Origin of the sequence: Pelobium manganitolerans (assembly GCF_003609575.1) — a bacterium.
Classification (GTDB): domain Bacteria; phylum Bacteroidota; class Bacteroidia; order Sphingobacteriales; family Sphingobacteriaceae; genus Pseudopedobacter; species Pseudopedobacter manganitolerans.
Genome location: NZ_MBTA01000028.1, coordinates 118,741 through 140,784 on the forward strand (window position 1 = coordinate 118,741; position 22,044 = coordinate 140,784).

The window sequence follows — 22,044 nt, forward strand, 5'->3', positions numbered from 1 at the left end:
TTGCAATGACGATGATAGCGAATAATTACAGACCGGAAGATACTTACGACACGTCGAACTTAACCTTTGACGATTTTAAGCAAATGGTCATTAATGATTATGACATTGCATTCAAAAGCCGGCAGGCCAGTATTTTAGGGCGGAGGGAAGTTTTAACCGGCAAAGCAAAATTCGGCATCTTTGGCGACGGTAAAGAGGTAGCGCAATTGGCTATGGCCAAGGTGTTTAAACCCGGCGACTGGCGGGCGGGCTATTACCGCGATCAAACTTTTATGTTTGCCGCAGAAATGGCTAGCATTAAAGAAATGTATGCCCAGCTTTATGCTACGCCAGATATCGAAAAAGAACCTTTTTCTGTAGGGCGCCAAATGAATGCGCATTTCGCAACGCGTTCTTTAAATGAAGACGGTAGCTGGAAAAACCTGGTGGAGATGAAAAATACTTCATCAGACATATCGCCAACCGCCGGGCAAATGGCCCGTTTGGTAGGTTTGGCTTATGCTTCTAAATTATACCGTCAAAATCCGGATCTTAAAGAATTTTCAAACTTTTCCATCAACGGTAACGAGGTCGCCTTTGGCACCATAGGAAATGCATCTACTACAGAAGGTGTGTTTTTTGAGGCTATTAACGCTGCTGGTGTTTTGCAAATCCCGATGGCAATTTCTATTTGGGATGACAATTACGGCATATCCGTACCCGCAAAATATCAAACCACAAAAGAAGACATATCAGAAGTTTTAAAAGGTTTCCAAAGAGAAGAAGGAAAGCCGGGTTTCGAGATATTTAAAGTTAAAGGTTGGGATTATGTGGCCCTTTGCGAAACCTACGAACGTGCTATAAAAATCTGCCGCGAAGAACATGTGCCGGTTTTAATCCATGTAACCGAGCTTACGCAGCCTTTGGGACATTCCACTTCGGGTTCGCACGAGCGTTACAAATCAAAAGCGCGATTAGAGTGGGAGAAAGAGTACGACTGCTTGCTAAAAATGCGCGAATGGCTGTTGTCATCTGCTATTTTAACTGAAGGTGAGCTGGAAGTACTAGAAGAGGAAGCGAAGAAATACGTTAAAACCTGCTTACGCGATGCTTGGAAAGAGATTTCTACCGTTATAAAGGCCGAAAGACAGGAAGCTTTGGCCTTAATAGACGCTATTGCGGCAGATGTTGAGGCTGTAGAAAAGGTATCGCTAGTGCTTAAATCGGAAATTGATCCTATGCGCCGCGAGGTGTTCTCGGCAGTACGCAAAACCATCCGTTTAAGCAGAAATAAGCCGTCTGCTGTACGCGATCGGCTAATTAACTGGTACCAAACCGAGCTGAAAAAGAATGAGGAACGTTACAATAGCAAGCTTTTTTCTGACACGCCAAAATCTCCGTTGAAAATTGCAGACGTTGCGCCGGTTTACGGCGAAGAACGCAATATGGTAGATGGTAGGGAACTTTTAAATGCATGTTTTGATGCCAATTTTGCCCGCGATCCCAAATTGGTGGCTTTCGGTGAAGATTTAGGCGCCATTGGTGATGTGAACCAGGGTTTTGCAGGCTTACAAGCTAAATACGGAGAAATAAGGATTACAGATACCGGCATCCGTGAAATGACCATCATAGGGCAGGGGATAGGTTTGGCCTTACGCGGATTTAAGCCTGTCGCAGAAATACAATACCTGGATTACGTGGTGTTTGCGCTAAATGTGCTAACCGATGATTTGGCAAGTTTAAGTTACCGCACCAAAGCAGGTCAAATTGCGCCGATGATTATACGTACCCGCGGACACCGCTTAGAGGGGATTTGGCATGCAGGTTCACCTATCGGGATGATATTAAACGCTTTAAAGGGCATTCATCTTTGCGTGCCACGCAACATGACGCAGGCCGCTGGGATGTACAATGTGCTGTTACGCGGCGATGAGCCCGCGTTAATGATAGAGTGCTTAAACGGTTACCGCCTAAAAGAGAAAATGCCCGAAAATCCGGGTGATTTTACGGTAGCGCTAGGCAAAGTTGAGGTTTTAAAAGAAGGTAGGGATATTACGGTGGTTTCTTATGGCGCAACTTTAAGATTGGTTTTAGAAGCTGCGGAAGAACTGGAAGCTTATGGCGTTATTGCCGAGGTGATAGATGCGCAAACCTTAATGCCTTTTGATTTGGCTATGGATTGTAAGAAATCATTAGAGAAAACTAACCGGCTTTTAGTAGTAGATGAGGACGTGCCGGGCGGTGCAAGTGCTTTTATTTTGCAGGATATTTTGGAGCGCCAAGACGGATATTTTTTATTAGATGGCAAGCCCGAAACCCTAAGCGCAAAAGAACACCGTCCGCCTTATGGATCGGATGGCGACTACTTTACCAAACCTAGCGTAGATGATATTGTGGAGCGTATTTATACCATGGTTTCGCAATCAAATCCAGCGAAATACCCTCCTATATTCTGATAATAAAGGGCTTATAAATTAGCTTTAATGCAGTTGTAGGGGCGGTTTTATTTTAAATGACTGGCCGGTATTTTTTTTGTATAATTTAGAAAAAAACGCTAACATTGCATCCGCAAATCAGCGATGATTTCGGCACCTATAGCTCAGTTGGTTAGAGTAGAAGACTCATAATCTTTTGGTCCCTGGTTCGAGCCCAGGTGGGTGCACAAAACTAATTTAAAGGGCACAAAAGCGCCCTTTAAAGGTCGCATAGCTCAGCTGGATAGAGCAACTGCCTTCTAAGCAGTAGGTCTCAGGTTCGAATCCTGATGCGATCACTTTTAGGAAGCCTCTTTCTCAACGGGAAGAGGTTTTTTGTTTTCAGGGTGCTGGACAGAGCATCCCGTTTAAGACGGGAAGGTCTCAGGTTCGAATCTTGATGCGATCACTTTTAGGAAGCCTCTTTCTCAACGGGAAGAGGTTTTTTGTTTTCAGGGTGCTGGATAGAGCATCCCGTCATTAAACGGGAAGGTCTCAGGTTCGAATCCTGATGCGATCACTTTTAGGAAGCCTCTTTCTCAACGGGAAGAGGTTTTTTGTTTTCAGAGTGCTGGATAGAGCATCCCGTCATTAAACGGGAAGGTCTCAGGTTCGAATCCTGATGCGATCACTTTTAGGAAGCCTCTTTCTCAACGGGAAGAGGTTTTTTGTTTTCAGGGTGCTGGACAGAGCATCCCGTTTAAGACGGGAAGGTCTCAGGTTCGAATCCTGATGCGATCACTTTTAGGAAGCCTCTTTCTCAACGGGAAGAGGTTTTTTGTTTTCAGGGTGCTGGACAGAGCATCCCGTCATTAAACGGGAAGGTCTCAGGTTCGAATCCTGATGCGATCACTTTTAGGAAGCCTCTTTCTCAACGGGAAGAGGTTTTTTGTTTTCAGGGTGCTGGTAAGATTCGGAGCACATTAACGCTAAACAGGTGTATTTTAGTTCAACCCTCTCAATAATTCCCTGATGTACCTGCCGGCAGGCGTAAGATGTTTTTCTAGCCATCCGCCATGTATCGATGCTCCCGGTTTAAGTATCGCAGTGGTTTCTTTTTTATCGGTAATATTCCAATTTGCCCAGCTCAGCTTGTTTTTCTCCATCCAACTAACCCATTCTTCCGTTTTCCGCAAGTCGAATTTTCCGTCGCCATCCGCTTCTCCAACGCCCCATTCGGTTACAAATAAAGGTAAACCTTTATCTATTGCTTTTTGCGCACGGTTCCTCAGCTCGTCCTGATGGTAATTGTCTGAGGCATAGAAATGGAAAGAATACGCGATGTTATTAAAACCGGTAATAGGGTTTTCGGTCACCATATCCACATCCTGATCCCAATGCGGCGAACCTACCACAATAAGGTTGCAAGGGTCATGCTCTCTGATACTGGCTATCACCTCGGTTGCATAGTTTTTAACAGTTAGCCAACTTTGCTTTTCCGGTTCATTCCAGATCTCGTAAATGACACTGGGTTCACCTGCGTAACGTTGCGCCATCTCGTTAAAAAATGCTTTCGCCTGCTCTAGGTGTTGTTCTGCATGATGGTCGTGCCAGTCAATAATCACATATAAATCTTTGCTGATGGCATAGTCTGCTATTTCGGTGATTAATGCCTTTTGTTCATTGGGCTTATCCAGATATCCTCCCTTGGGCTGTACCGCCATTGAAAGCCGGACTAAAGTTGCGTTGAAATCTCGTTTAAGCCAATCTACAACGTTTTTGTTGTAATATTTTTTTCCTTGCCACACGCTCCAAGAGAAGCTTAGGCCTCTAAGCTGTACAGGCTCATCTTTAGCGTTCAGTATATGCCTGCCCTTAACCATAAGTTGTGAGGTTGAGTTGCAGTTTTCTTGTGCGCCCGCAAAAAGAGAAATACATAATACATAATAAACAGTTAACAAAATGTTTTTTACCATGATGCATAATTTGTTGGTGTTAAAATACTTTGGGTACAGGCGACTAACCTAATACTTATTCATCCTAAAATATGCAAAGGCCAACGCGCTATCCCTTGCAAAATAATAGCTTCATTTATTTCTAAATATTTTTTGATAATAGGATTAAAATTGCGAACATTGCACTCCCGAACGGCGAAAACGCCGATTGCGGAACAATCAGGCACTCCTAAGTAGCTCAGCTGGTTAGAGCATCTGACTGTTAATCAGAGGGTCCCTGGTTCGAGCCCAGGCTTGGGAGCGAGAAGAAAAGCAATGCAAGTCCGCATTGCTTTTTTTGTTTTTATGGATATTTCAATCACACGAAATTTTATTGAAGCGCTGCTTAGGCATCCCGGTTGGCTAACCGGGAGGGTCCCTGGTTCGAGCCCAGGCTTGGGAGCGAGAAGAAAAGCAATGCAAGTCCGCATTGCTTTTTTTGTTTTTAGGGATATTTCAATCACACGAAATTTTATTGAAGCGCTGCTTAGGCATCCCGGTTGTCTAACCGAGAGGGTCCCTGGTTCGAGCCCAGGCTTGGGAGCAGGATGAAAAGTAATGCACGTCCGCATTGCTTTTTTGTTTCAATTGATTTTTTAGATCAGATAGATTAAAAAAACATTTTCCGATCCCGCACGCTACCATCACCCGTCCATCTTCCACCATTCTTCGGGAAAATGGGGTTATTTCTCGAAGCGGTCCCGAAGAAGCCTCGAAGAAAAACCGCAAAATGTGGCAAATCCCGGCAAAATTCGGCAAAACACAGTAAAATCCGGTAATACGCTTTTAAATTTTCGGCTTTTTGGATATTTTGCCAAATTAACACCTAACATTTTTAACAAATCATGCTTCACCGAACTTATCTAAAACTAAATACTATTGGTATGGCGTAAATGATAAGCAGGCAGACGAATACCGCGAAAACCCATCGGTAACAACCAAAGGCGTGTCTTTGCAGTCGGTGCCCTGCTATAGTTCTACCGATTTGGTGAATTGGAAATTGGAAGCTGATGTTCTTACTCGGGACGAACTGATGAAGCATACGCGCCCCGTATTGGGTGGGCTGTTTAGGCGTCGCTTACCTCGCCGAAACAAAGCAATACGCCATGTTTGTGCAGTGCGGCCGCGAGGTTTTAAGTCGCTGTTGCTGATAGTCCAGCCGGCGCATTTACTTGGCATCAGAGCATAAACATGACGGATATGATTGGGACTTCAAACACCGGAGACCAAACCGTTTTTACAGATGACGATATAACGCTGATCAGAAATCGGTGATAAGTTGCAAAACTCATTATCGTACTTGGATAATTTTTACAGGGCAGGCGTTTGCTACGTTAGTGCTTGTTTCAAAATCGCTTTGGTGTATAGGTCTAATTAAAATATTCTTCTTATTTGCAGCGTGCAACAGGGTAGCTTTACCATCTTTCATAGACATGCGCCAGTATTCTGGTTGCAGCTCTTCGCAAATGCCACAGCCAATACATTTTTCGCGGTATTGTATTAGTTTAGCCATCGTTGGCTACAAGTTTATAAAGCCTGTCTTTGCCGGACACCTTGTAAGGAAATTTAAAGGTAATTTTATCGCCTTTTGTAGCTTTCTCTGCTAAAACACCGTTTACCGTCAAGGTTTTAACAAGTTCTTTTACCGCCCCAATCTCAGCTCCGGTAATCATCAAAGTATCGTTAGCTTTTAAGCTTCCGGTTTCAATTAAAAACTCGGCAACGTTAATTTTTGGATAATATTTAGTTCCGCGTCCTAAATAAACTTTTTTCTCTGTAGCCACAGATCCCGGCTTGCTGGTCCACGCGCCCAATTGATTACCTAAATAATAGCCTTCCCAAAAACCACGGTTGTACACCGCCGAGAGCTCCGTCATCCATTGCTCCACTTTTTCCAGACTATAAGTTCCCGCTTCAACGGCGTCCAATGCTTCACGGTAGCATTTTGTAACCGCATAAACATAATCTGGTCCTTTGCTTCGCCCTTCTATTTTAAAAACAGACGCGCCACTATTTACCAGCTGGTCTAAAATATTAATGGTGCACAAATCTTTTGGCGACATGATATACTCGTTGTCAACCACCAGCTCTCGCCCGGTTTCCAAGTCGGTCACCTTATACGGGTGCCTGCATTCTTGCGTGCAGGCGCCACGGTTTGCTGACGCGTTTTGCGCATGTAAACTTAAATAGCACTTACCAGAAACAGCCATGCACAAAGCACCGTGTACAAAAATTTCTATCTTCAAAGGTTTGCCCGATAAACCTTTTAGTTGGCGCCGACCAATCTCTTTGCAAATATCACTAACTTGGGATAGCGTAAGTTCGCGCGCTAAAACAATTAAATCTGCCGAATCAGCGAAAAACGCGGCAGCTTCAATATTGCTAACATTTGCCTGGGTAGAAATATGTAGCGGAATGTTTAGTAGCTTACATTGGTTAATTACAGCAAAATCAGACGCTATTACCGCATCAATTTCATGTTTTTTTACCGCTTGCAAAATGAGCTGCAAAAGTTTGATGTCATGGTTGTACATCACGGTATTTAAGGTGATGTAGCATTTTAGGCCATGGGTTTTACAAAGAAAAGAAATCTGTTCCAGGTCTGCCAACACAAATGATCGCACAGATTTTGCACGCATGTTCAATTGCTCTACGCCAAAATAAACCGCATCAGCGCCGGCATTTATTGCGGCTTGTAAGCATTCAAAAGATCCCGCAGGCGCCAGTAGCTCAACTTTTCGTCCCATAGAAATCGTCAGATAAATGGAGCAAAGCTATTGGCCCGCATTCCTAAGCAGAATGCGTAATATTTTACGGTTTATTGATTTTGGTCATTTTTCTGGAGAAGGTTATTTATTCTAAAAATTAATGTCGCTAAAGCTTAAACCATAAAAAAAGCCGGCGCAAAAGGCCGGCCCATCAATTTTTTGTGTAAAAAATCTAGTCTTCAACAACCACGCCCATTGCGCAAAATTTATCGATACGCTCGCTGATAAGAGTTTCGATATTTTTAGCTTTTAAGGCTTTTAAATCCTGAATCAAACGTTCTTTTATGGTTTGGCTCATCAGCTCGGGGTCCTGGTGTGCGCCACCCATTGGTTCTTTAATAATGCCGTCAATTAGTCCGTTCGCCAGCATGTTGTCTGATGTTAAACGCAAACATTCGGCAGCTTTTTCTTTAAAATCCCAACTTCTCCAAAGAATAGATGAGCAGGATTCGGGCGAAATTACCGAATACCAAGTATGCTCTAACATATAAACTTTGTCGCCAATGCCAATGCCTAAAGCACCGCCGCTGGCACCTTCGCCCACAATAATGCAAATAATTGGCACTTTCAGTACAGACATTTCTAATAAGTTGCGTGCAATTGCTTCTCCCTGTCCGCGCTCTTCGGCTTCTAAGCCAGGGTAGGCGCCGGGCGTATCAATAAAGGTTACAACCGGTTTATTAAATTTTTCCGCAAGTTTCATCAAACGCAAAGCCTTGCGATACCCCTCTGGGTTGGCCATCCCAAAATTGCGATATTGCCTCATTTTGGTATTGGTGCCTTTTTGGTGGCCAATAAACATTACCGTTTCGCCGTTTAAAGACCCAAATCCGCCAACAATAGCTTTATCGTCTTTCACGGTCCTGTCGCCGTGCATCTCAATAAAGTCGTCGCAAATATTTTCTATGTATTGTAAAGTATAAGGCCGTTCCGGATGCCGGGAAATTTGCACCTGTTGCCAGCCTGTAAGGTTAGCGTAAATCTCTTGTTTAGTGGTTTCAATTTTCTCGTCAAGCTCTTTCAAAGTTGCCGACATATCCACCTTTGTTTTTTCCGCAACTTGTTTAACCTTTTCTACCTGCCCCTGTAGGTCGGCAATAGGTTTTTCAAAGTCGAAAGAAGTCTTCATAACCATTGTTTTTTGAGGGGTCTAAGTTATCGTTTACTTCGCAAAAATGAAAATTGATACTTTAGCTTCTTAACCCTTAGCCTCCAGATAGCGTATTTTAAACGGCTTTTAAAAGAATAAAACGTTAAATATTGTACAAATGTTTTTTTTATGGTAAATTTAGTCAACTTAGCTACCTTTTAAACAAAGGGCTTTTGGCGAACCACATAAAGGCTCTAATTTTTGCTCCTATGGTTAAGGCGACATTTATAATTGATGACGACGAAGTTTATGTGTATGCAATAAAACGGCTAATCAACCTTAAGCAACTTTCAGAACAAGTGTTGGTGTTTAAAAACGGCCAATTGGCTCTGGATTATCTAATAAACACACCGGCAGATAAAGTAGTACTGCCCGATGTGATTTTATTAGATGTGAGGATGCCCGTACTAGACGGTTGGGGCTTTTTGGAAGCTTATGCCGAGTTAAATATTCCCGGCAAACAAAAAGTGGACATTTATATGGTAAGTTCATCTATTGACCCGCGCGATTTAGAGAAGGCGGCCAATATCCCCATCATTAAAAGATACCTGTTTAAACCGGTAAACCTGGAAGACCTCAAAAATATCCTCGAAAAAAGATAATTATGCCGTTGTTTGCGCCAATACAACACCTTTACTAAAACAAAAGTTACACGCTTTTTCCTATTTTTGCAGGCGTTAGATATGGCGTTTTGCGCCACAAGATAAACTTTAAAACATTTGATTTTGGCTTCCGCCGATACATCGACGCCAATACTCATTATAAAATAAGCATACATGAAAATTTCCTATAACTGGCTTAAACAGCATATTGATACAGACTTATCTCCCGAAGATATTTCGAAAATTTTAACCGCAATAGGTCTGGAAGTGGAGTCTTTAGAGCAAGTACAGGCAGTGCCCGGCGGCTTGGCTGGTTTAGTGGTGGCGCAGGTAAAAGAGTGCGTACAGCACCCAAATGCAGATAGGTTAAGGGTTACCAAAGTAGATGTTGGCGCTGCCGAAGATTTACAGGTGGTTTGTGGCGCACCTAATGTGGCGGCCGGCCAAAAAGTGATTTTGGCAACGGTGGGCTGTACCGTTTATCCTTTAAATGGCGAGCCTTTTAAAATCAGTAAATCAAAAATTAGGGGCGAGGTTTCCGAGGGAATGATATGCGCCGAAGATGAAATAGGCTTAGGAGAGGGCCATGCCGGAATTATGGTGCTGCCAAATGAGGTTCCGGTGGGTACTTTGGCTAAAGATTATTTTCAGCTGAACGATGATTATCTTTTCGAGATCGGTTTAACACCCAACCGTGCAGATGCTGCATCGCATTTAGGAGTTGCCAGAGACTTGGCCGCTTACCTCCAGATACCGCTTAAAGCGGATGATCTGTCGGAATTTAAAGTGGACAACCACGATTTAACGTTTAAAGTTTCTGTACAGGATGATGCGGCACCGCGCTACTCGGGTTTAACTATTTCTGGCGTAAAAGTAGCCGAATCGCCAAAATGGCTGAAAGAGAAGCTTTCTGTAATTGGCTTACGCGCTATCAATAACGTGGTAGATGCTACCAATTATATACTGCACGATCTTGGTCAGCCTTTACATGCCTTTGATGCCGATAAAGTGGCGGGGAAAGAAATCATCGTAAAAAAATGCGCAGCGGGCACTAAATTTACCACCTTAGACGGGGTAGAGCGTAGGCTTAGCGCAGATGATTTGATGATTTGCGATACGCAGCACCCCATGTGCATTGCCGGTGTTTTTGGCGGTACAGATTCTGGAGTGAGCGAGAACACTCAAAATATCTTTTTAGAAAGTGCATATTTCGATGCCGTCTCGGTACGTAAAACTGCGAAAAGGCTGGGTTTAAAAACAGATTCTTCGTTTAGGTTTGAACGCGGTACCGACCCCGAGATGACCGTGCCAGCGTTAAAGAAAGCAGCTTTACTAATTCAAGAGCTTGCAGGCGGAAAAATAAGTTCAGAGATTTTTGACCATTACCCAAAACCTGTTGCCCCCTTTGAGGTGGAGCTGAGTTTTGAGCAGGTGCAGAATTTAATAGGTAAAGCAATTCCTGCGGAAGAGATTACTAAAATCATCGCCGCTTTAGGGATTACTATTGTAAACAAAAATGCCACTACCTTACATTTGCAGGTGCCTACCTATAAAGTAGATGTAACGCGCCCGGTAGATGTTATTGAAGAGGTTTTGCGTATTTATGGTTATGATAATATCGAGATCCCTCAAAAAGTGAATGCGTCTTTAAACGTTTCGCCAAAACCCGATAAAGAAGCCATTCAAAACACTATTGCAGATCAGCTATCCGCTAATGGATTTTTCGAAATTTTATCAAACTCATTAACCAAATCGGCTTATTCGACTAATTTGGATGAAGCCGTAAAGATATTGAATCCGCTAAGTTCGGATTTGGATGTGATGCGCCAAAGTATGCTTTACTCGGGTTTAGAAGCAGTGGCTTTTAACCAAAACCGTAAAACCGCCGATGTTAAATTTTACGAGTTTGGCAAAACTTATCGCACCGCCGAGGGTAAATATCGCGAAAGCAATCACCTCTCGCTATTTTTGAGCGGTAAAACAGAAGCAGAACAATGGAACCAGCAGGCTAAAGCTTTCAGTTTTTATAATTTGAAAGCTACCGTTGACAGCATTTTCAAACGTTTGGGTATTGGTCCGTTAGTATCCGAAGATGTTGAGGATGAAAGTTTTGAATACGGCATCCAATACCGTAAAGGAAATAAGCTATTGGCAAGCTTTGGCGCTGTAGCTAAGACCGCTTTAAAATTTGCCGATGTGAACAAAACGGTTTTTTACGCAGATATCAACTGGGATTTGGTGCTAACGTTGGCGAAAAGCAATAAAATAACTTATAAAGAAGTATCTAAATTTCCGGCAGTCCGCAGAGATTTGTCAATGTTGGTTAACCAAGAAGTGCGTTTTGAAGATTTAAAACGTATTGCCAATAAAGCCGAAAAGAACTTACTGAAAGAAGTGAATGTTTTTGACGTTTACCAGGGCGATAAACTTCCTGAAGGTAAGAAATCTTACGCGCTGAGCTTTAAGCTGCAAGACGAGCAAAGGACTTTGGAAGACAAACAAATAGATGCAATTATGCAAAAACTGATTGCTAACTTTTCTAAGGAGGCAGGTGCAGAGATTAGGTAGGTTGTTTGGGGTGGAAGGCCTAAGGTAAATGGTGTAGGTGAAATAAGAAAGATGCAGAAATATTAAATCTCTATTGAGTTTGAGTGTTTTTGTGTAAATTACAATTATAACGTATAAAGGCGTGACTATAGTAATTGAGAAATCTAATTCGAGCAATATCGCGGAAATATTGAAAGAAAAGTTCAATATAGATGCGAAGCGGGGAATTTGAATAAACATTTCGGTAGCTAAAACGCAATATTGATGGATTATCTTATCAGGCGGCAATAAGGGAAAATGAAGATTGATTTTATTGCCGATACCAATTTTGTTAGCGCTGATAAGGTTTTTAAAAATTAAGGTCTAAATTTAGTATTAATCAAATCACAGAACGTTGCTTTACCCGGTGTCAGTTCCATATCTGGGCCATGCAATTGAATGGATAACGCGAGTTTAAAGATTAATATTAATTTTAGCTGTGAAATAGCTAAACAATTCCAAACAAATAAGAATAATAAATGTCTGTAATTGCCAGAAAACTAGATCAAGTGCTGGATCGCACACAGAGGCTTGTAGAATTATCTAAAGCTTTACAGCAACAAAACGAGCAGATTGGCCAACAAAACGAGCAACTAAAGTACGCTTTGGAAGCCAGCGAAGCCCAACGGAAAGATTTGGAAGAAAAGCTTAGGGTGGTAAAATTGGCTAAAAGCTTGGAGGGTACAAGTGAGAAAACACTTGACATCAAACAAAAAATTAACGAATTTGTGCGGGAAATAGATAAGTGTATTGTATTGCTGAATAAGTAATATCAACAGGTGAACCAAGAATCAGATGGGAGAAATCTCGATAAAAATAAATATTGCCGACCGTATTTATCCTTTAAAGATCAGTATGGAAGAGGAAGAAGTTGTGAGGAGAGCTGCCAAGTTGATTAATGACCGTATTAAAGAATTACAAGATAAGTATGCGGTTAAAGATAAACAGGACTTACTTTCCATGTGCGTGTTGCATTATGCAACCCTATCATTAAATGCCGAGAAAAAAGCGGTGCATGCAGATACAGACGTTGCAGAGAAAGTAGAAGAATTGGATAGTATATTGAACGATTTTTTTAACAAAGCATAGATTTTAATCGGAAAAAAGGTATTTTTGACGATATAACCGTTTTAGGTTTTAGGTTTCACTATTTATTAAACTTAACACTTCGATATTTAAGAAGGGTTACAAAAGCGTAATTCATTTGGTTGTCCATCTGTCTAAGGCTTAAACCCTAAACATGTTCGACAAGTTTACAATACATGGGATCTAAAATTTAAAGCGGTTTTTTATTTTATTTTTTACAATTTATGGAGATAATCATTTACCTAATTATAGCGGTTATAGCGTTTGCGCTGGGCATAATTACGGGCAGGTATTTACTGAGACAACTATTGAAGCAACAGGAAGTTGCGGCTCAAAATAAGGTTAAAAAGATTTTGAGAGAGGCCGAAAACAACGCCGAGATTTTAAAGAAAAACAAGTTGCTAGAGGCAAAAGAGAAGTTTTTGCAGCTGAAAGCGGAGCATGAGCAAGAGGTGAACCAGAAAAATGGCGTCATAGCACAAAAAGAGAACACGCTGAAGCAAAAAGAGCAATCGTTAAACCAAAAGTTGGAAAACCAGAACCGCAAAGAACAAGAGCTGGAGAACCAACGTAAGGCTTTTGAAAAACAAACCGAATTGCTGAAAGCGAAACAAGAGGAGGTGGAAGCGATAAAATTGCAACACGTTTCGCAGTTAGAAGCTATTGCCGGACTTAGTGCCGCGGAAGCCAAAGTGCAGCTAGAAAACAATTTGAAAGAGGAAGCACGTACCCGTGCCATGGCATCCATCAAAGATATTGTAGATGATGCCCGCTTAACTGCCGCAAAAGAGGCTAAAAAGGTGGTTATCCAAACCATCCAGCGTACCGCAACCGAATCGGCAATTGAAAATACGGTTTCCATTTTTAATATCGAGAATGATGAAATTAAAGGCCGGATTATTGGTCGCGAAGGACGAAACATCAGGGCCTTAGAAGCAGCCACCGGTATCGAGATTATTGTGGACGATACACCGGAGGCAATTATCCTTTCAGGATTTGACCCCGTACGTCGCGAAATTGCGCGTTTAGCCTTACACCGTTTAGTAACCGACGGGCGCATACATCCGGCGCGTATTGAAGAGGTGGTGGCAAAAACCCAAAAGCAAATTGAAGAGGAAATTGTAGAGATTGGCGAGCGTACTGTGATTGATTTGGGTATCCACGGCCTGCACCCAGAACTGATTAGGATGGTGGGACGTATGCGCTACCGTTCATCTTACGGACAAAATTTATTGCAGCACTCGCGCGAGGTAGCTAATTTCTGCGCCACCATGGCATCCGAATTGGGCTTAAACGCGAAGATGGCAAAACGCGCCGGCTTACTGCACGATATTGGCAAGGTGCCAGATGATAACCCAGAACTGCCGCACGCTATTTTGGGTATGCAATTGGCAGAGAAGTACAAAGAACACCCTGAAATTTGCAACGCCATTGGCGCCCACCACGACGAGATTGAGATGACCTCGATGATTTCGCCTATTGTGCAGGCTTGCGACGCTATTTCCGGCGCCCGTCCAGGTGCACGTCGCGAGGTGGTAGAAAGCTATATCCGCAGGCTGAAAGAACTGGAAAGCCTAGCACTATCTTATCCGGGTGTTGAAAAAACTTTTGCAATACAAGCCGGTAGAGAACTACGCGTAGTGGTCGAAAGCGAGAAAATTTCTGACGCGCAATCTGAAATTTTAGCGGCGGACATCTCTAACCGTATCCAAACAGAAATGACTTATCCAGGCCAAATTAAGGTGACGGTGATAAGAGAAACAAGGAGCGTAGCTTACGCCAAGTAGATGTGAGATTTGAGACGTGAGATTTGAGAATATAACATTTAGCTAATATGAAAAAATACAGGAAATGTTAGATGGATTAGATACTTTGGGTTTCGATTTAGAAAAGAGGTTTGATGAGATGTGCAGTTCCGTAAAGAGAACTATTTATCTTGTCGGTATAATTCAGTATATCGGAACTGTGATAGCTATTTTCATAATGTCATATTATATGTTAAAATAATTCTATTAGAACTAATGTTATAGGAAAAGCGATGAAATTATTCATCGCTTTTTTGTTTAATATCAAATTCAGCTCTGTGACCTCCGAGTCCTCTGCGGTTAAAAAAACATTACCTTTGCAAACAAAACCTCTATGGTAAAATCGTTATGAAAAAGGAAGAAAAAAGATCAGTCGATATTTTGTTTGAAAAATATTCAGAAAGCCATCAAAATCCTACGAATAAATTAATTCACTGGATTTGCGTGCCGCTGATTGTCTTCAGTTTAATTGGGCTGATAACCGCTATACCATTCCCGCATATTGCGTTTTTGGGTAAATATAACATGTATATCAACTGGTTTTCTTTTGCCATGGGCGCAAGTATCTATTATTATTTAAGGCTTTCGCCGATACTTTCGTACCTCATGTTATTTTTCTTTGCCTTCTGCTATTTTTTTATCGTACAGTTAGAATACCTAGAACGCGACGGCGGACCAGCTTTATGGTTGGTGAGTTTAATCATATTTGTGCTTGCTTGGACAGGGCAGTTTATAGGGCATAAAATAGAAGGAAAACAGCCGTCTTTTTTTGACGATCTCCGTTTTTTATTGATTGGGCCAATTTGGTTATTGCATTTTGTGCTTAAAAAATTGAATATCAGATACTAGGACGAAAGTATCAAGATGCTGGTATAAAGTATCAGGATAGCGAGAAGCGGAATAAAGAGCAAAGAATAAAGAACAATGACGGTGGACCTTAAGCCTCATACCTTAAACCTTACACCTCTGATTAGACATTTCAAAAAAAGCGAGGCTTCTTTGTGCGCCTCGCCTTTTTTTCCTAATAAACCTCCAGTGTCCGCTACGGACTAATAACTATTAAGGCCAAATGCCCATGTTAGAGTAAGAGGTGGCAATTTTATCTACCGCAACTACAAACGCTGCTGTTCTTAAACTGTCAATGTTACGTTGCATTTTCTTCTCTCTAATTTCATGGTACGAGCGCACCATTGTATCTTCCAAACCAGAGTTTACCAGCTCCAGTTCCGAAGCACCTTTAACCACCACACGGCGTTGCTCGGCACTTAAAGTAATTCCGGTAGTGCTTTCTATCAGGTTCATCAAATTGGTGCTCGAGTTTTCATCATAGCGGCGCGCCATCCGGCCAAAGGCCACATGCGAAAGGTTTTTAAGCCACTCAAAATAAGAAACAGTTACCCCTCCGGCATTTGCATACATGTCTGGCACAATAATTCCGCCTTTTTCTAAAAATGCCGCTGCAGCACCTGGCGTGGTAGGGCCATTAGCGCCCTCGCCAATAATCTTGGCCTGTAGGCGTCCCACATTTTTTTCAGTAATCTGGTTTTCAAGCGCTGCAGGGACCAAAATATCACAAGGTTGCTCTAAGCCTTCTGCCGAGTTCTTAAATTCCTTTTTAGCTTTGCTGTATGCTAAAATAGAACCGCTTTCTTTACGGTGTTTAATCACATCTTCTAAATCTAAACCGTCTTCGTTGTAAATAGCGCCCTCGTATTCGCAGAAACCCACAATAGTTGCACCCAGCTCTAATAAAAATTTAGAGGTATGGTATCCAACGTTCCCTAAACCCTGTACAATAATTTTTTTACCTTCTAAACCGGGCGTTAAACCCAATTTTTTCATGTCTTCTGCAACAGAAACACATTCTCTAATCGCATAAGCAACCCCACGGCCGGTAGCTTCTTTACGGCCTGCAATGCCATGTAAAGCTATTGGCTTTCCGGTTACGCAGCCTAAGGCATCTAACGAACCTGGATTCATGGCCAAGTAGGTGTCGGCAATCCACGACATTTCTCGCTCGCCAGAGCCATAATCTGGTGCGGGCACGTCAATGCCAGGGCCTATAAAGTTCTTTTTAGTAAGTTCTACCGTATAACGGCGGGTAATATTTTCTAACTCGGCCACCGAGTAATTTTTTGGATTAATTTTAATTCCGCCTTTAGCACCTCCAAAAGGTACATTTACAATCGCGCATTTATAAGTCATCAAGGCGGCCAGGGCCATTACCTCGTCCTCATTTACCATGTCGCTATAACGGATACCACCTTTAGTAGGCGACATGTGGTGCGAGTGTTCAACGCGCCAAGCGTGCACAATTTCGAAACTGTTTCCTTTACGGATGGGGAACTGGAAGCGGTAAACACTGTTACATGCCTTAATTTGGGCTAGTAAGCCCGGATCATGATTGCTGTACTTTGCGGCTTGGTCTACATAGCTGCATACATCAGCAAAAAAATGAAATTCTTCTTTTGATGAAGAAGGGTTAGCGTTGGTCATAGCTTTAAAAATTAGGTTATCTAAACTAACAAAAGACAAAGCCCAACCGATAAGGAAAGCGTTTTTACTAACGTTTTTACGGTAAAAGCAAGGTCGTTTTTACCGCAACAAACACTTTGCCTAGTTTCCTTTCTCCACTTTTTTTAGTCTTTTGTCGATACTGAAAAGGTACAGAATGAAAGCTGTAAAAAGAAGTAACATTACGGCTACAACCACATATATTTTGCCCGAGGCACGAAGCTTATCGGCCATTTCTACGCCGTTCTCTTGTGCAAACAAAGAAACTGCACTTAGCATAAGGATAAAAGATAAAGCTGTTTTTTTCATCTGATTTGGATTGTGTGGTTTTCGGTTTGTCCCCCGATAAAAACTTTGCAGAAAATGATGGTCTTTTATTTAAATCTGGTTTCTTTTATTTTCGATTTTGCGGATGCGGTAACGGATATTTACAATCCAAACAGCGATGCCTATCCAACCTAAAACTGCGGGATAAAACACAAAACGCATATTACTGTCTAAATCGTAGGCGCCAAAACCGGGATTGCCACCGTTGCCGGGATGCAGGGAATCTGTTAACCTAGGCAAAACAAACAACAGCACCACCATAATGGGGTAGGCGAAAATATTGTAAATGGCAGCTATTTTGGCGCGCTTTTGTTCTTCGTCCAACGAACTTCTAAGTACCGTGTAGGCGAAGTAAAGTAAAGTAGCAATGGCGGCGCTGTTCAGCTTTGGGTCGTTTGGCCAAGGCGCTCCCCAAGTGTAATTTGCCCAAACCATGCCCGACGCTAAGCCCACCAAACCAAAAACCAAACCGGTGTTAACAGCTTCTACCGCTACCAAATCATGGTTTTCATCTCCGGTTTGCAAATAGCGGATACTGTAATAAACCGCAACAGAGTAAATGACCACCATTGCGAACCACATGGGAACGTGATAGTATAAATTTCTTATACTCTCGTGAAGAATTGGAAGTGTTGGGACCTTGAAAAGTAGCCCGGCGACTACACTGTATAAAACAAATACCGATGCTAAAACTTTCCACCAGTTTTTAGACATAGCTGTGGTGTTTAATCTCGCCAAAGGTAAGGAAATAACAATAAAGAAACAGTGACTACAATGAAATTTATGGCCGTTAAAACGCCAATCTCATCCCATGATACAGAACGGTCCAAGCCGTCCATAGCGTTTTTGGAAAGTTTGATAATTAGGATGATGACCGGGATAATCACCGGGAAACTTAAAATTGCCATTAGAGTGCCGTTGTTGTTGGCTTTTGAGGCTATGGCCGATATCATGGTAAACACGCTTGAAAAACTGATGGCGCCAATTAAAACAGCCAAAGCATACAGCAACCAATCACCAACATTATTTTGGAAAACAATACTGTAAACCACCAATGCCACCGCCGACATTAAGGTCATTAGCAAGGCATTGTAGATGATTTTTGCGATGATTATAGCTTGCGGACTGGCAATTTGGTAATAATATAGCAAGCGGCCTTTACTTTCTTGCATGAAGCTTTTGGCGATAGCGTTGATAGCCGCGAATAACAAAATAATCCAAAAAAGTGCGTTCCAAACCAAAGGCGGGGTACTGCGGAAAGATAGGTAGCAAACAAAAACCGTAGAAACTACATAAAGCAAAATGCCGTTGAAGGCGTATTTAGAGCGCCACTCCAGCAAAATTTCTTTATAGAGCAGGTGTTTTATTTGGGCAAATAGTTTCATTTTTTAAAATGTTAATGCTTGTGAGATGGAATTCGCAAGCATTAAATAAACCCTATTGTTGTACGTTAATCTCCATTTTATCTGCAAAATGGGCGCAATAATCACGAAGATCTTCCACAATTTTAGTTTCGCCGGTGGCGCGTAAAAAGCTGTCGCCCATGGTTTGCAAGGTCTCATAAAAGAAACGTTTCATTTCATCTACGGGCATATCTTTAGTCCATAAATCAATGCGTAGGCTGTTCTTATAGTTATGGTCCCACAAGGCCAGCATCATAGATTTTACCGCTAAGGCTTCTTTGTTTTCAGAATCTGTAGACTCCCAAGTTATATTTTCCGGAACGTTTTTATCGTCTAATTCTATCGTAAGTTTAATTTCTGCTTTTTTCATTGTTTTCTTTCTTCGTTTATATGGATGTTTCGCCTCAGCTTTATTGAAGTTGGTGAAATTTAAGAGCTTACAGCAAAATGCATCCCATCATCCAATTTTAAATATTAATAATATAATGGCTGTTAGAAAAATAAAGGTGAACTCAATTGCCCACAGCCACGTTTTTTTACTGATCAATCTTCTAAAAATTAAATCGCTGATAAATAGCAAAGCTGCTACAATTAACAACGAGGTTATTTTGCCGTTCTGTTGCGCATCGCCAACTAAAATATATAAAGCGTAAGTAATGCAAATGGCAATTAGCAGACTTAACGGCGTTATTTTTAAGTTCTGCAAACCCATTAACGGTTTCTTTTTTTAGCTCCGGTTTTAAACTTACCGTTTTTATTTTTTGAAGCTTTAAACTTCGCTCTTTGTGCCGGCGTTTTTTTCTCGTGAAAAGCACCTTTAAAATCCGGGTTTTCTTTACGTTTCTGCTCGTCTATCTGCCTTGCTATGGCCTGGCTTTCGGCAAAAGGTGTCTCTTCTATAAATACCTTTTTCGGGATTTCCTTTTGTGGGATTTGTTGTCTAATTAGTTTTTCTATTTTGCGGATATAATAAACCTCGGCCTCGTTACAAAAAGTAACCGCCTTGCCCGAGTTATAGGCCCTGCCGGTACGCCCAATCCGGTGCACATAATCCTCGTATATAATGGGGACATCAAAGTTGATTACATGGCTTACGTCAGAAACATCAATACCGCGCGCAGCAACATCGGTGGCAACCAAAATACGCACCTCATCATTTTTAAAGGCGTTAATGGAGTTGATGCGCGTGTTTTGCCCTTTATTGGCATGTAGCACTTTTACATGGCTTTCATTAAAGCGCCTAACCAAAAAGCGGTAAACGTTTTCTGCTGTGGCACGGCTTCGGCAAAAAATAATTAGCTTTTTTACTTCGGGGTCATCCTCAACAAAAACCTTCAACAGGTTGATTTTAGTTTTGAAGTTGGGCACATGGTACAAAACCTGTTCAACCGTGGTAGCGGGCGTAGCTTGCGGGGTTACCTCTATCTTAGTTGGCCAGAGCAAAAAGTTTTCGGCCAGTTTTTCCACACGCTCGCTCATGGTGGCGGAAAAAAGCATGTTTTGCCGTTTACGCGGTACTACCTCTAAAATTTTATTTATTTGGGGCATAAAACCCATGTCCATCATCTTATCGGCTTCGTCCAGTACCAGTACTTGTAACTTTTTGGTGTTGATGTGCCCATCCAGATACAGATCCATAAACCGCCCGGGCGTGGCAATTAAAATATCTAAACCTTTGCCCAGGTTTTCAATCTGCGTTTTTGGTCCTAAGCCCCCGTAAATTACATACGAGCGCAAATCTGTATAAGTAGCGTATTTTTTTACATTTTCATCTATCTGCATCGCCAACTCGCGGGTAGGCGCAACAATTAAACTGCGGATATCATTGCCTTGCGCGTATTTCAATTTCATGATGATAGGCAAAACATAGGCGGCGGTTTTTCCGGTGCCGGTTTGTGCAATGCCCAAAACATCTTGCCCGTTTAAAATAGGAGGGATGGCTTTTTGCTGGATAGGCGTGGGTTGCTGGTAGCCCGCGTCGGCAATGGCAGAAAGCACCTGTTTGTTGAAACCGAAATCCTCAAAGTTTTTAGACATTGGGCAAAGATACAATTGTGCTTGGATATTGGAGTTTTTAGCTTGCTGGGCGCATAAAAAAACCGACGCTTTGGGTTCCTAAACGTCGGTTTTTTGAAATTCTTATGGACTTAGCAGTACTGCTCAAAAGCGCCAACTAGGTTATCGGCAATCATTTGCGCTGGGCGACCTTCAATTTGGTGGCGCTCTATCATGTGTACCAACTTCCCGTCTTTAAACAAAGCCATTGATGGCGATGAAGGAGGAAAAGGCAACATAAAACTGCGGGCAGCATCAACAGCTTCTTTTTCCATACCTGCAAAAACAGTAACTAAACGATCAGGAGTTTTGTTGTTAGATGCCGCTAATTTTGCTGCCGGCCGCGCATTAGCCGCGGCACATCCGCAAACGGAATTGATCACTACAAACGTAGTTCCTTCGGTTGCGATGGCATTTTTAACTTCTTCGGCGTTTTTTAGCTCTTGAAAACCTGCGTCAGTTAATTCTGTCCGCATCGGAGCAACTAAATATTCTGGATACATGATTGATTTTTTGTTCTTTTTTATTTGCACAAAATTAGGTTTTTACCCCGAGGTGCACAATTTTAGCAATCAGGCATTTGTCAAAAAAAGGGTGAGGTGAGTGGTTTAAGGTTTAGGATTCGATTTCTGCAATAATCCAAAGCTATAACCTTCGTTTTTCCAGTGTTCAATGGCGCGAGGTAAAACGTACTCCAGGCGTTCCCAAGCTTTCTGGCTGTCATGAAAAACCACGATAGAGCCGTTTTCTGTGTGTTTTAAAGTATTGGCCAAACATTTTTGCGGACTTAAAGATGGGTCGAAATCCCCGCTGAGCACATCCCACATGATAATGGAGATTTGAGAGGCCAGATTTGAGATTTGAGAACTTTGCAAGCCGTCCTTGCTCATTGTTCCTTCATCCTTACTCTTTATTCCTTGCTCTTTACTCCTTGCTCCTTGCTCCCTACTATTTTGATACTCGTGTAGCCGTCTAATTTGCGAAAACTTAATCCTTCCGTAAGGTGGCCTAAAAAGTGGGGTTTTTGTTAATTGCTGGCACTGGGCAATGTTGCCGAGGTAAGTTTCGTTAGCAGTTTTCCAGCCGTTCAAATGGTTGAAGGTGTGGTTGCCAACTGCGTGCCCTTCGGCTTTTAGCTGTTCAAAAATTGCAGGATGTTTGCGGATGTTATCGCCTATGCAAAAAAAAGTAGCTTTGACATCAAATTTTTTTAGCGTATTTAGCACCCAAGGTGTAACAATAGGGATAGGCCCATCGTCAAAGGTCAAATAAATCACTTTTTCTGTTCTGGTTTTGTGCCAGATGAGATGTTTAGGATATATTTTTTTTAAAAGATAGGGTGTTTTTGTCAGAAATAACAT

General features: G+C 42.0%; 20 protein-coding genes and 3 tRNA genes. 10 read left to right on the forward strand and 13 right to left on the reverse strand.

Annotated elements, in window-relative coordinates:
• Positions 1 to 11 precede the first annotated feature (11 nt).
• The 3 genes from BCY91_RS15270 to BCY91_RS15280 all read left to right on the forward strand — a co-directional run bounded on the left by BCY91_RS15270 (position 12) and on the right by BCY91_RS15280 (position 2,752).
• Positions 12 to 2,435, forward strand: coding sequence for an alpha-ketoacid dehydrogenase subunit alpha/beta (locus BCY91_RS15270; RefSeq protein WP_120182907.1), 2,424 nt, complete (start codon positions 12 to 14; stop codon positions 2,433 to 2,435).
• Between the two features lie 132 nt (positions 2,436 to 2,567).
• A tRNA-Ile gene (locus BCY91_RS15275) sits at positions 2,568 to 2,641 on the forward strand.
• A gap of 37 nt (positions 2,642 to 2,678) precedes the next feature.
• Positions 2,679 to 2,752, forward strand: a tRNA-Arg gene (locus BCY91_RS15280).
• Positions 2,753 to 3,397: 645 nt separating this feature from the next.
• On the opposite strand, the gene BCY91_RS15285 is transcribed toward BCY91_RS15280, so the two are convergent.
• Entirely contained in the window at positions 3,398 to 4,369 is a 972-nt protein-coding gene (locus tag BCY91_RS15285; protein WP_120182908.1) for a glycoside hydrolase family 5 protein, read from the reverse strand.
• Between the two features lie 206 nt (positions 4,370 to 4,575).
• Here BCY91_RS15285 and BCY91_RS15290 point away from each other — a divergent pair.
• A tRNA-Asn gene (locus tag BCY91_RS15290) sits at positions 4,576 to 4,649 on the forward strand.
• Between the two features lie 1,029 nt (positions 4,650 to 5,678).
• Here the strand turns inward: BCY91_RS15290 and BCY91_RS15300 are convergent.
• The 3 genes from BCY91_RS15300 to BCY91_RS15310 form a co-directional block, all read right to left on the reverse strand.
• A complete protein-coding gene (locus tag BCY91_RS15300; protein ID WP_120182910.1) occupies positions 5,679 to 5,900 on the reverse strand; it encodes a ferredoxin in 222 nt (73 codons plus the stop codon).
• The gene (locus BCY91_RS15305) at positions 5,893 to 7,134 is read right to left on the reverse strand and encodes a peptidase U32 family protein (protein WP_220699488.1); all 1,242 of its coding nucleotides are present in this window, start codon (positions 7,132 to 7,134) and stop codon (positions 5,893 to 5,895) included. Before BCY91_RS15305 ends, BCY91_RS15300 begins: the two co-directional genes overlap by 8 nt.
• Positions 7,135 to 7,327: 193 nt before the next feature.
• Positions 7,328 to 8,284 (reverse strand): acetyl-CoA carboxylase carboxyltransferase subunit alpha, encoded by a 957-nt coding sequence (locus tag BCY91_RS15310; RefSeq protein ID WP_120182978.1) that lies wholly within the window; start codon positions 8,282 to 8,284, stop codon positions 7,328 to 7,330.
• A 230-nt stretch (positions 8,285 to 8,514) separates the two neighbouring features.
• Here BCY91_RS15310 and BCY91_RS15315 point away from each other — a divergent pair, with 230 nt between their 5' ends.
• The 6 genes from BCY91_RS15315 (at position 8,515) to BCY91_RS15340 (ending at position 15,233) form a co-directional block, all read left to right on the forward strand.
• Positions 8,515 to 8,907, forward strand: coding sequence for a response regulator (locus tag BCY91_RS15315; protein ID WP_120182979.1), 393 nt, complete (start codon positions 8,515 to 8,517; stop codon positions 8,905 to 8,907).
• Between the two features lie 174 nt (positions 8,908 to 9,081).
• A complete protein-coding gene (pheT, locus tag BCY91_RS15320; protein ID WP_120182912.1) occupies positions 9,082 to 11,475 on the forward strand; it encodes a phenylalanine--tRNA ligase subunit beta in 2,394 nt (797 codons plus the stop codon).
• Between the two features lie 497 nt (positions 11,476 to 11,972).
• Entirely contained in the window at positions 11,973 to 12,263 is a 291-nt protein-coding gene (locus BCY91_RS15325) for a hypothetical protein (protein WP_120182913.1), read from the forward strand.
• Positions 12,264 to 12,288: 25 nt separating this feature from the next.
• Positions 12,289 to 12,582: a cell division protein ZapA gene (locus BCY91_RS15330; RefSeq protein ID WP_120182914.1), complete on the forward strand. Its 294-nt coding sequence runs from the start codon at positions 12,289 to 12,291 to the stop codon at positions 12,580 to 12,582.
• Between the two features lie 221 nt (positions 12,583 to 12,803).
• A complete protein-coding gene (rny, locus tag BCY91_RS15335; RefSeq protein ID WP_120182915.1) occupies positions 12,804 to 14,366 on the forward strand; it encodes a ribonuclease Y in 1,563 nt (520 codons plus the stop codon).
• A 366-nt stretch (positions 14,367 to 14,732) separates the two neighbouring features.
• Positions 14,733 to 15,233, forward strand: a complete 501-nt coding sequence (locus tag BCY91_RS15340; protein ID WP_120182916.1) for an Mpo1 family 2-hydroxy fatty acid dioxygenase — start codon at positions 14,733 to 14,735, stop codon at positions 15,231 to 15,233.
• Positions 15,234 to 15,443: 210 nt separating this feature from the next.
• Here BCY91_RS15340 and BCY91_RS15345 read toward each other — a convergent pair whose 3' ends face one another.
• The 9 genes from BCY91_RS15345 to BCY91_RS15385 form a co-directional block, all read right to left on the reverse strand.
• On the reverse strand, positions 15,444 to 16,880 hold the full coding sequence (locus BCY91_RS15345) for a Glu/Leu/Phe/Val family dehydrogenase (RefSeq protein WP_120182917.1): 1,437 nt from the start codon (positions 16,878 to 16,880) through the stop codon (positions 15,444 to 15,446).
• A gap of 120 nt (positions 16,881 to 17,000) precedes the next feature.
• The gene (locus BCY91_RS15350) at positions 17,001 to 17,207 is read right to left on the reverse strand and encodes a CcmD family protein (RefSeq protein ID WP_120182918.1); all 207 of its coding nucleotides are present in this window, start codon (positions 17,205 to 17,207) and stop codon (positions 17,001 to 17,003) included.
• Between the two features lie 69 nt (positions 17,208 to 17,276).
• Complete coding sequence (ccsA, locus tag BCY91_RS15355) at positions 17,277 to 17,939, reverse strand: cytochrome c biogenesis protein CcsA (protein WP_120182919.1); 663 nt, start codon at positions 17,937 to 17,939, stop codon at positions 17,277 to 17,279.
• Positions 17,940 to 17,950: 11 nt separating this feature from the next.
• On the reverse strand, positions 17,951 to 18,610 hold the full coding sequence (locus BCY91_RS15360; protein ID WP_120182920.1) for a heme exporter protein CcmB: 660 nt from the start codon (positions 18,608 to 18,610) through the stop codon (positions 17,951 to 17,953).
• A gap of 52 nt (positions 18,611 to 18,662) precedes the next feature.
• The gene (gldC, locus tag BCY91_RS15365; protein WP_120182921.1) at positions 18,663 to 18,998 is read right to left on the reverse strand and encodes a gliding motility protein GldC; all 336 of its coding nucleotides are present in this window, start codon (positions 18,996 to 18,998) and stop codon (positions 18,663 to 18,665) included.
• A gap of 87 nt (positions 18,999 to 19,085) precedes the next feature.
• On the reverse strand, positions 19,086 to 19,340 hold the full coding sequence (locus BCY91_RS15370) for a hypothetical protein (RefSeq protein WP_120182922.1): 255 nt from the start codon (positions 19,338 to 19,340) through the stop codon (positions 19,086 to 19,088).
• A complete protein-coding gene (locus BCY91_RS15375) occupies positions 19,340 to 20,665 on the reverse strand; it encodes a DEAD/DEAH box helicase (RefSeq protein ID WP_120182923.1) in 1,326 nt (441 codons plus the stop codon). Before BCY91_RS15375 ends, BCY91_RS15370 begins: the two co-directional genes overlap by 1 nt.
• 110 nt (positions 20,666 to 20,775) lie before the next feature.
• Positions 20,776 to 21,186 carry a BrxA/BrxB family bacilliredoxin gene (locus tag BCY91_RS15380; protein WP_120182924.1) on the reverse strand — a complete coding sequence of 137 codons (411 nt, stop codon included), beginning with the start codon at positions 21,184 to 21,186 and terminating at the stop codon, positions 20,776 to 20,778.
• A gap of 105 nt (positions 21,187 to 21,291) precedes the next feature.
• On the reverse strand, positions 21,292 to 22,044 hold the full coding sequence (locus tag BCY91_RS15385) for a polysaccharide deacetylase family protein (protein ID WP_120182925.1): 753 nt from the start codon (positions 22,042 to 22,044) through the stop codon (positions 21,292 to 21,294).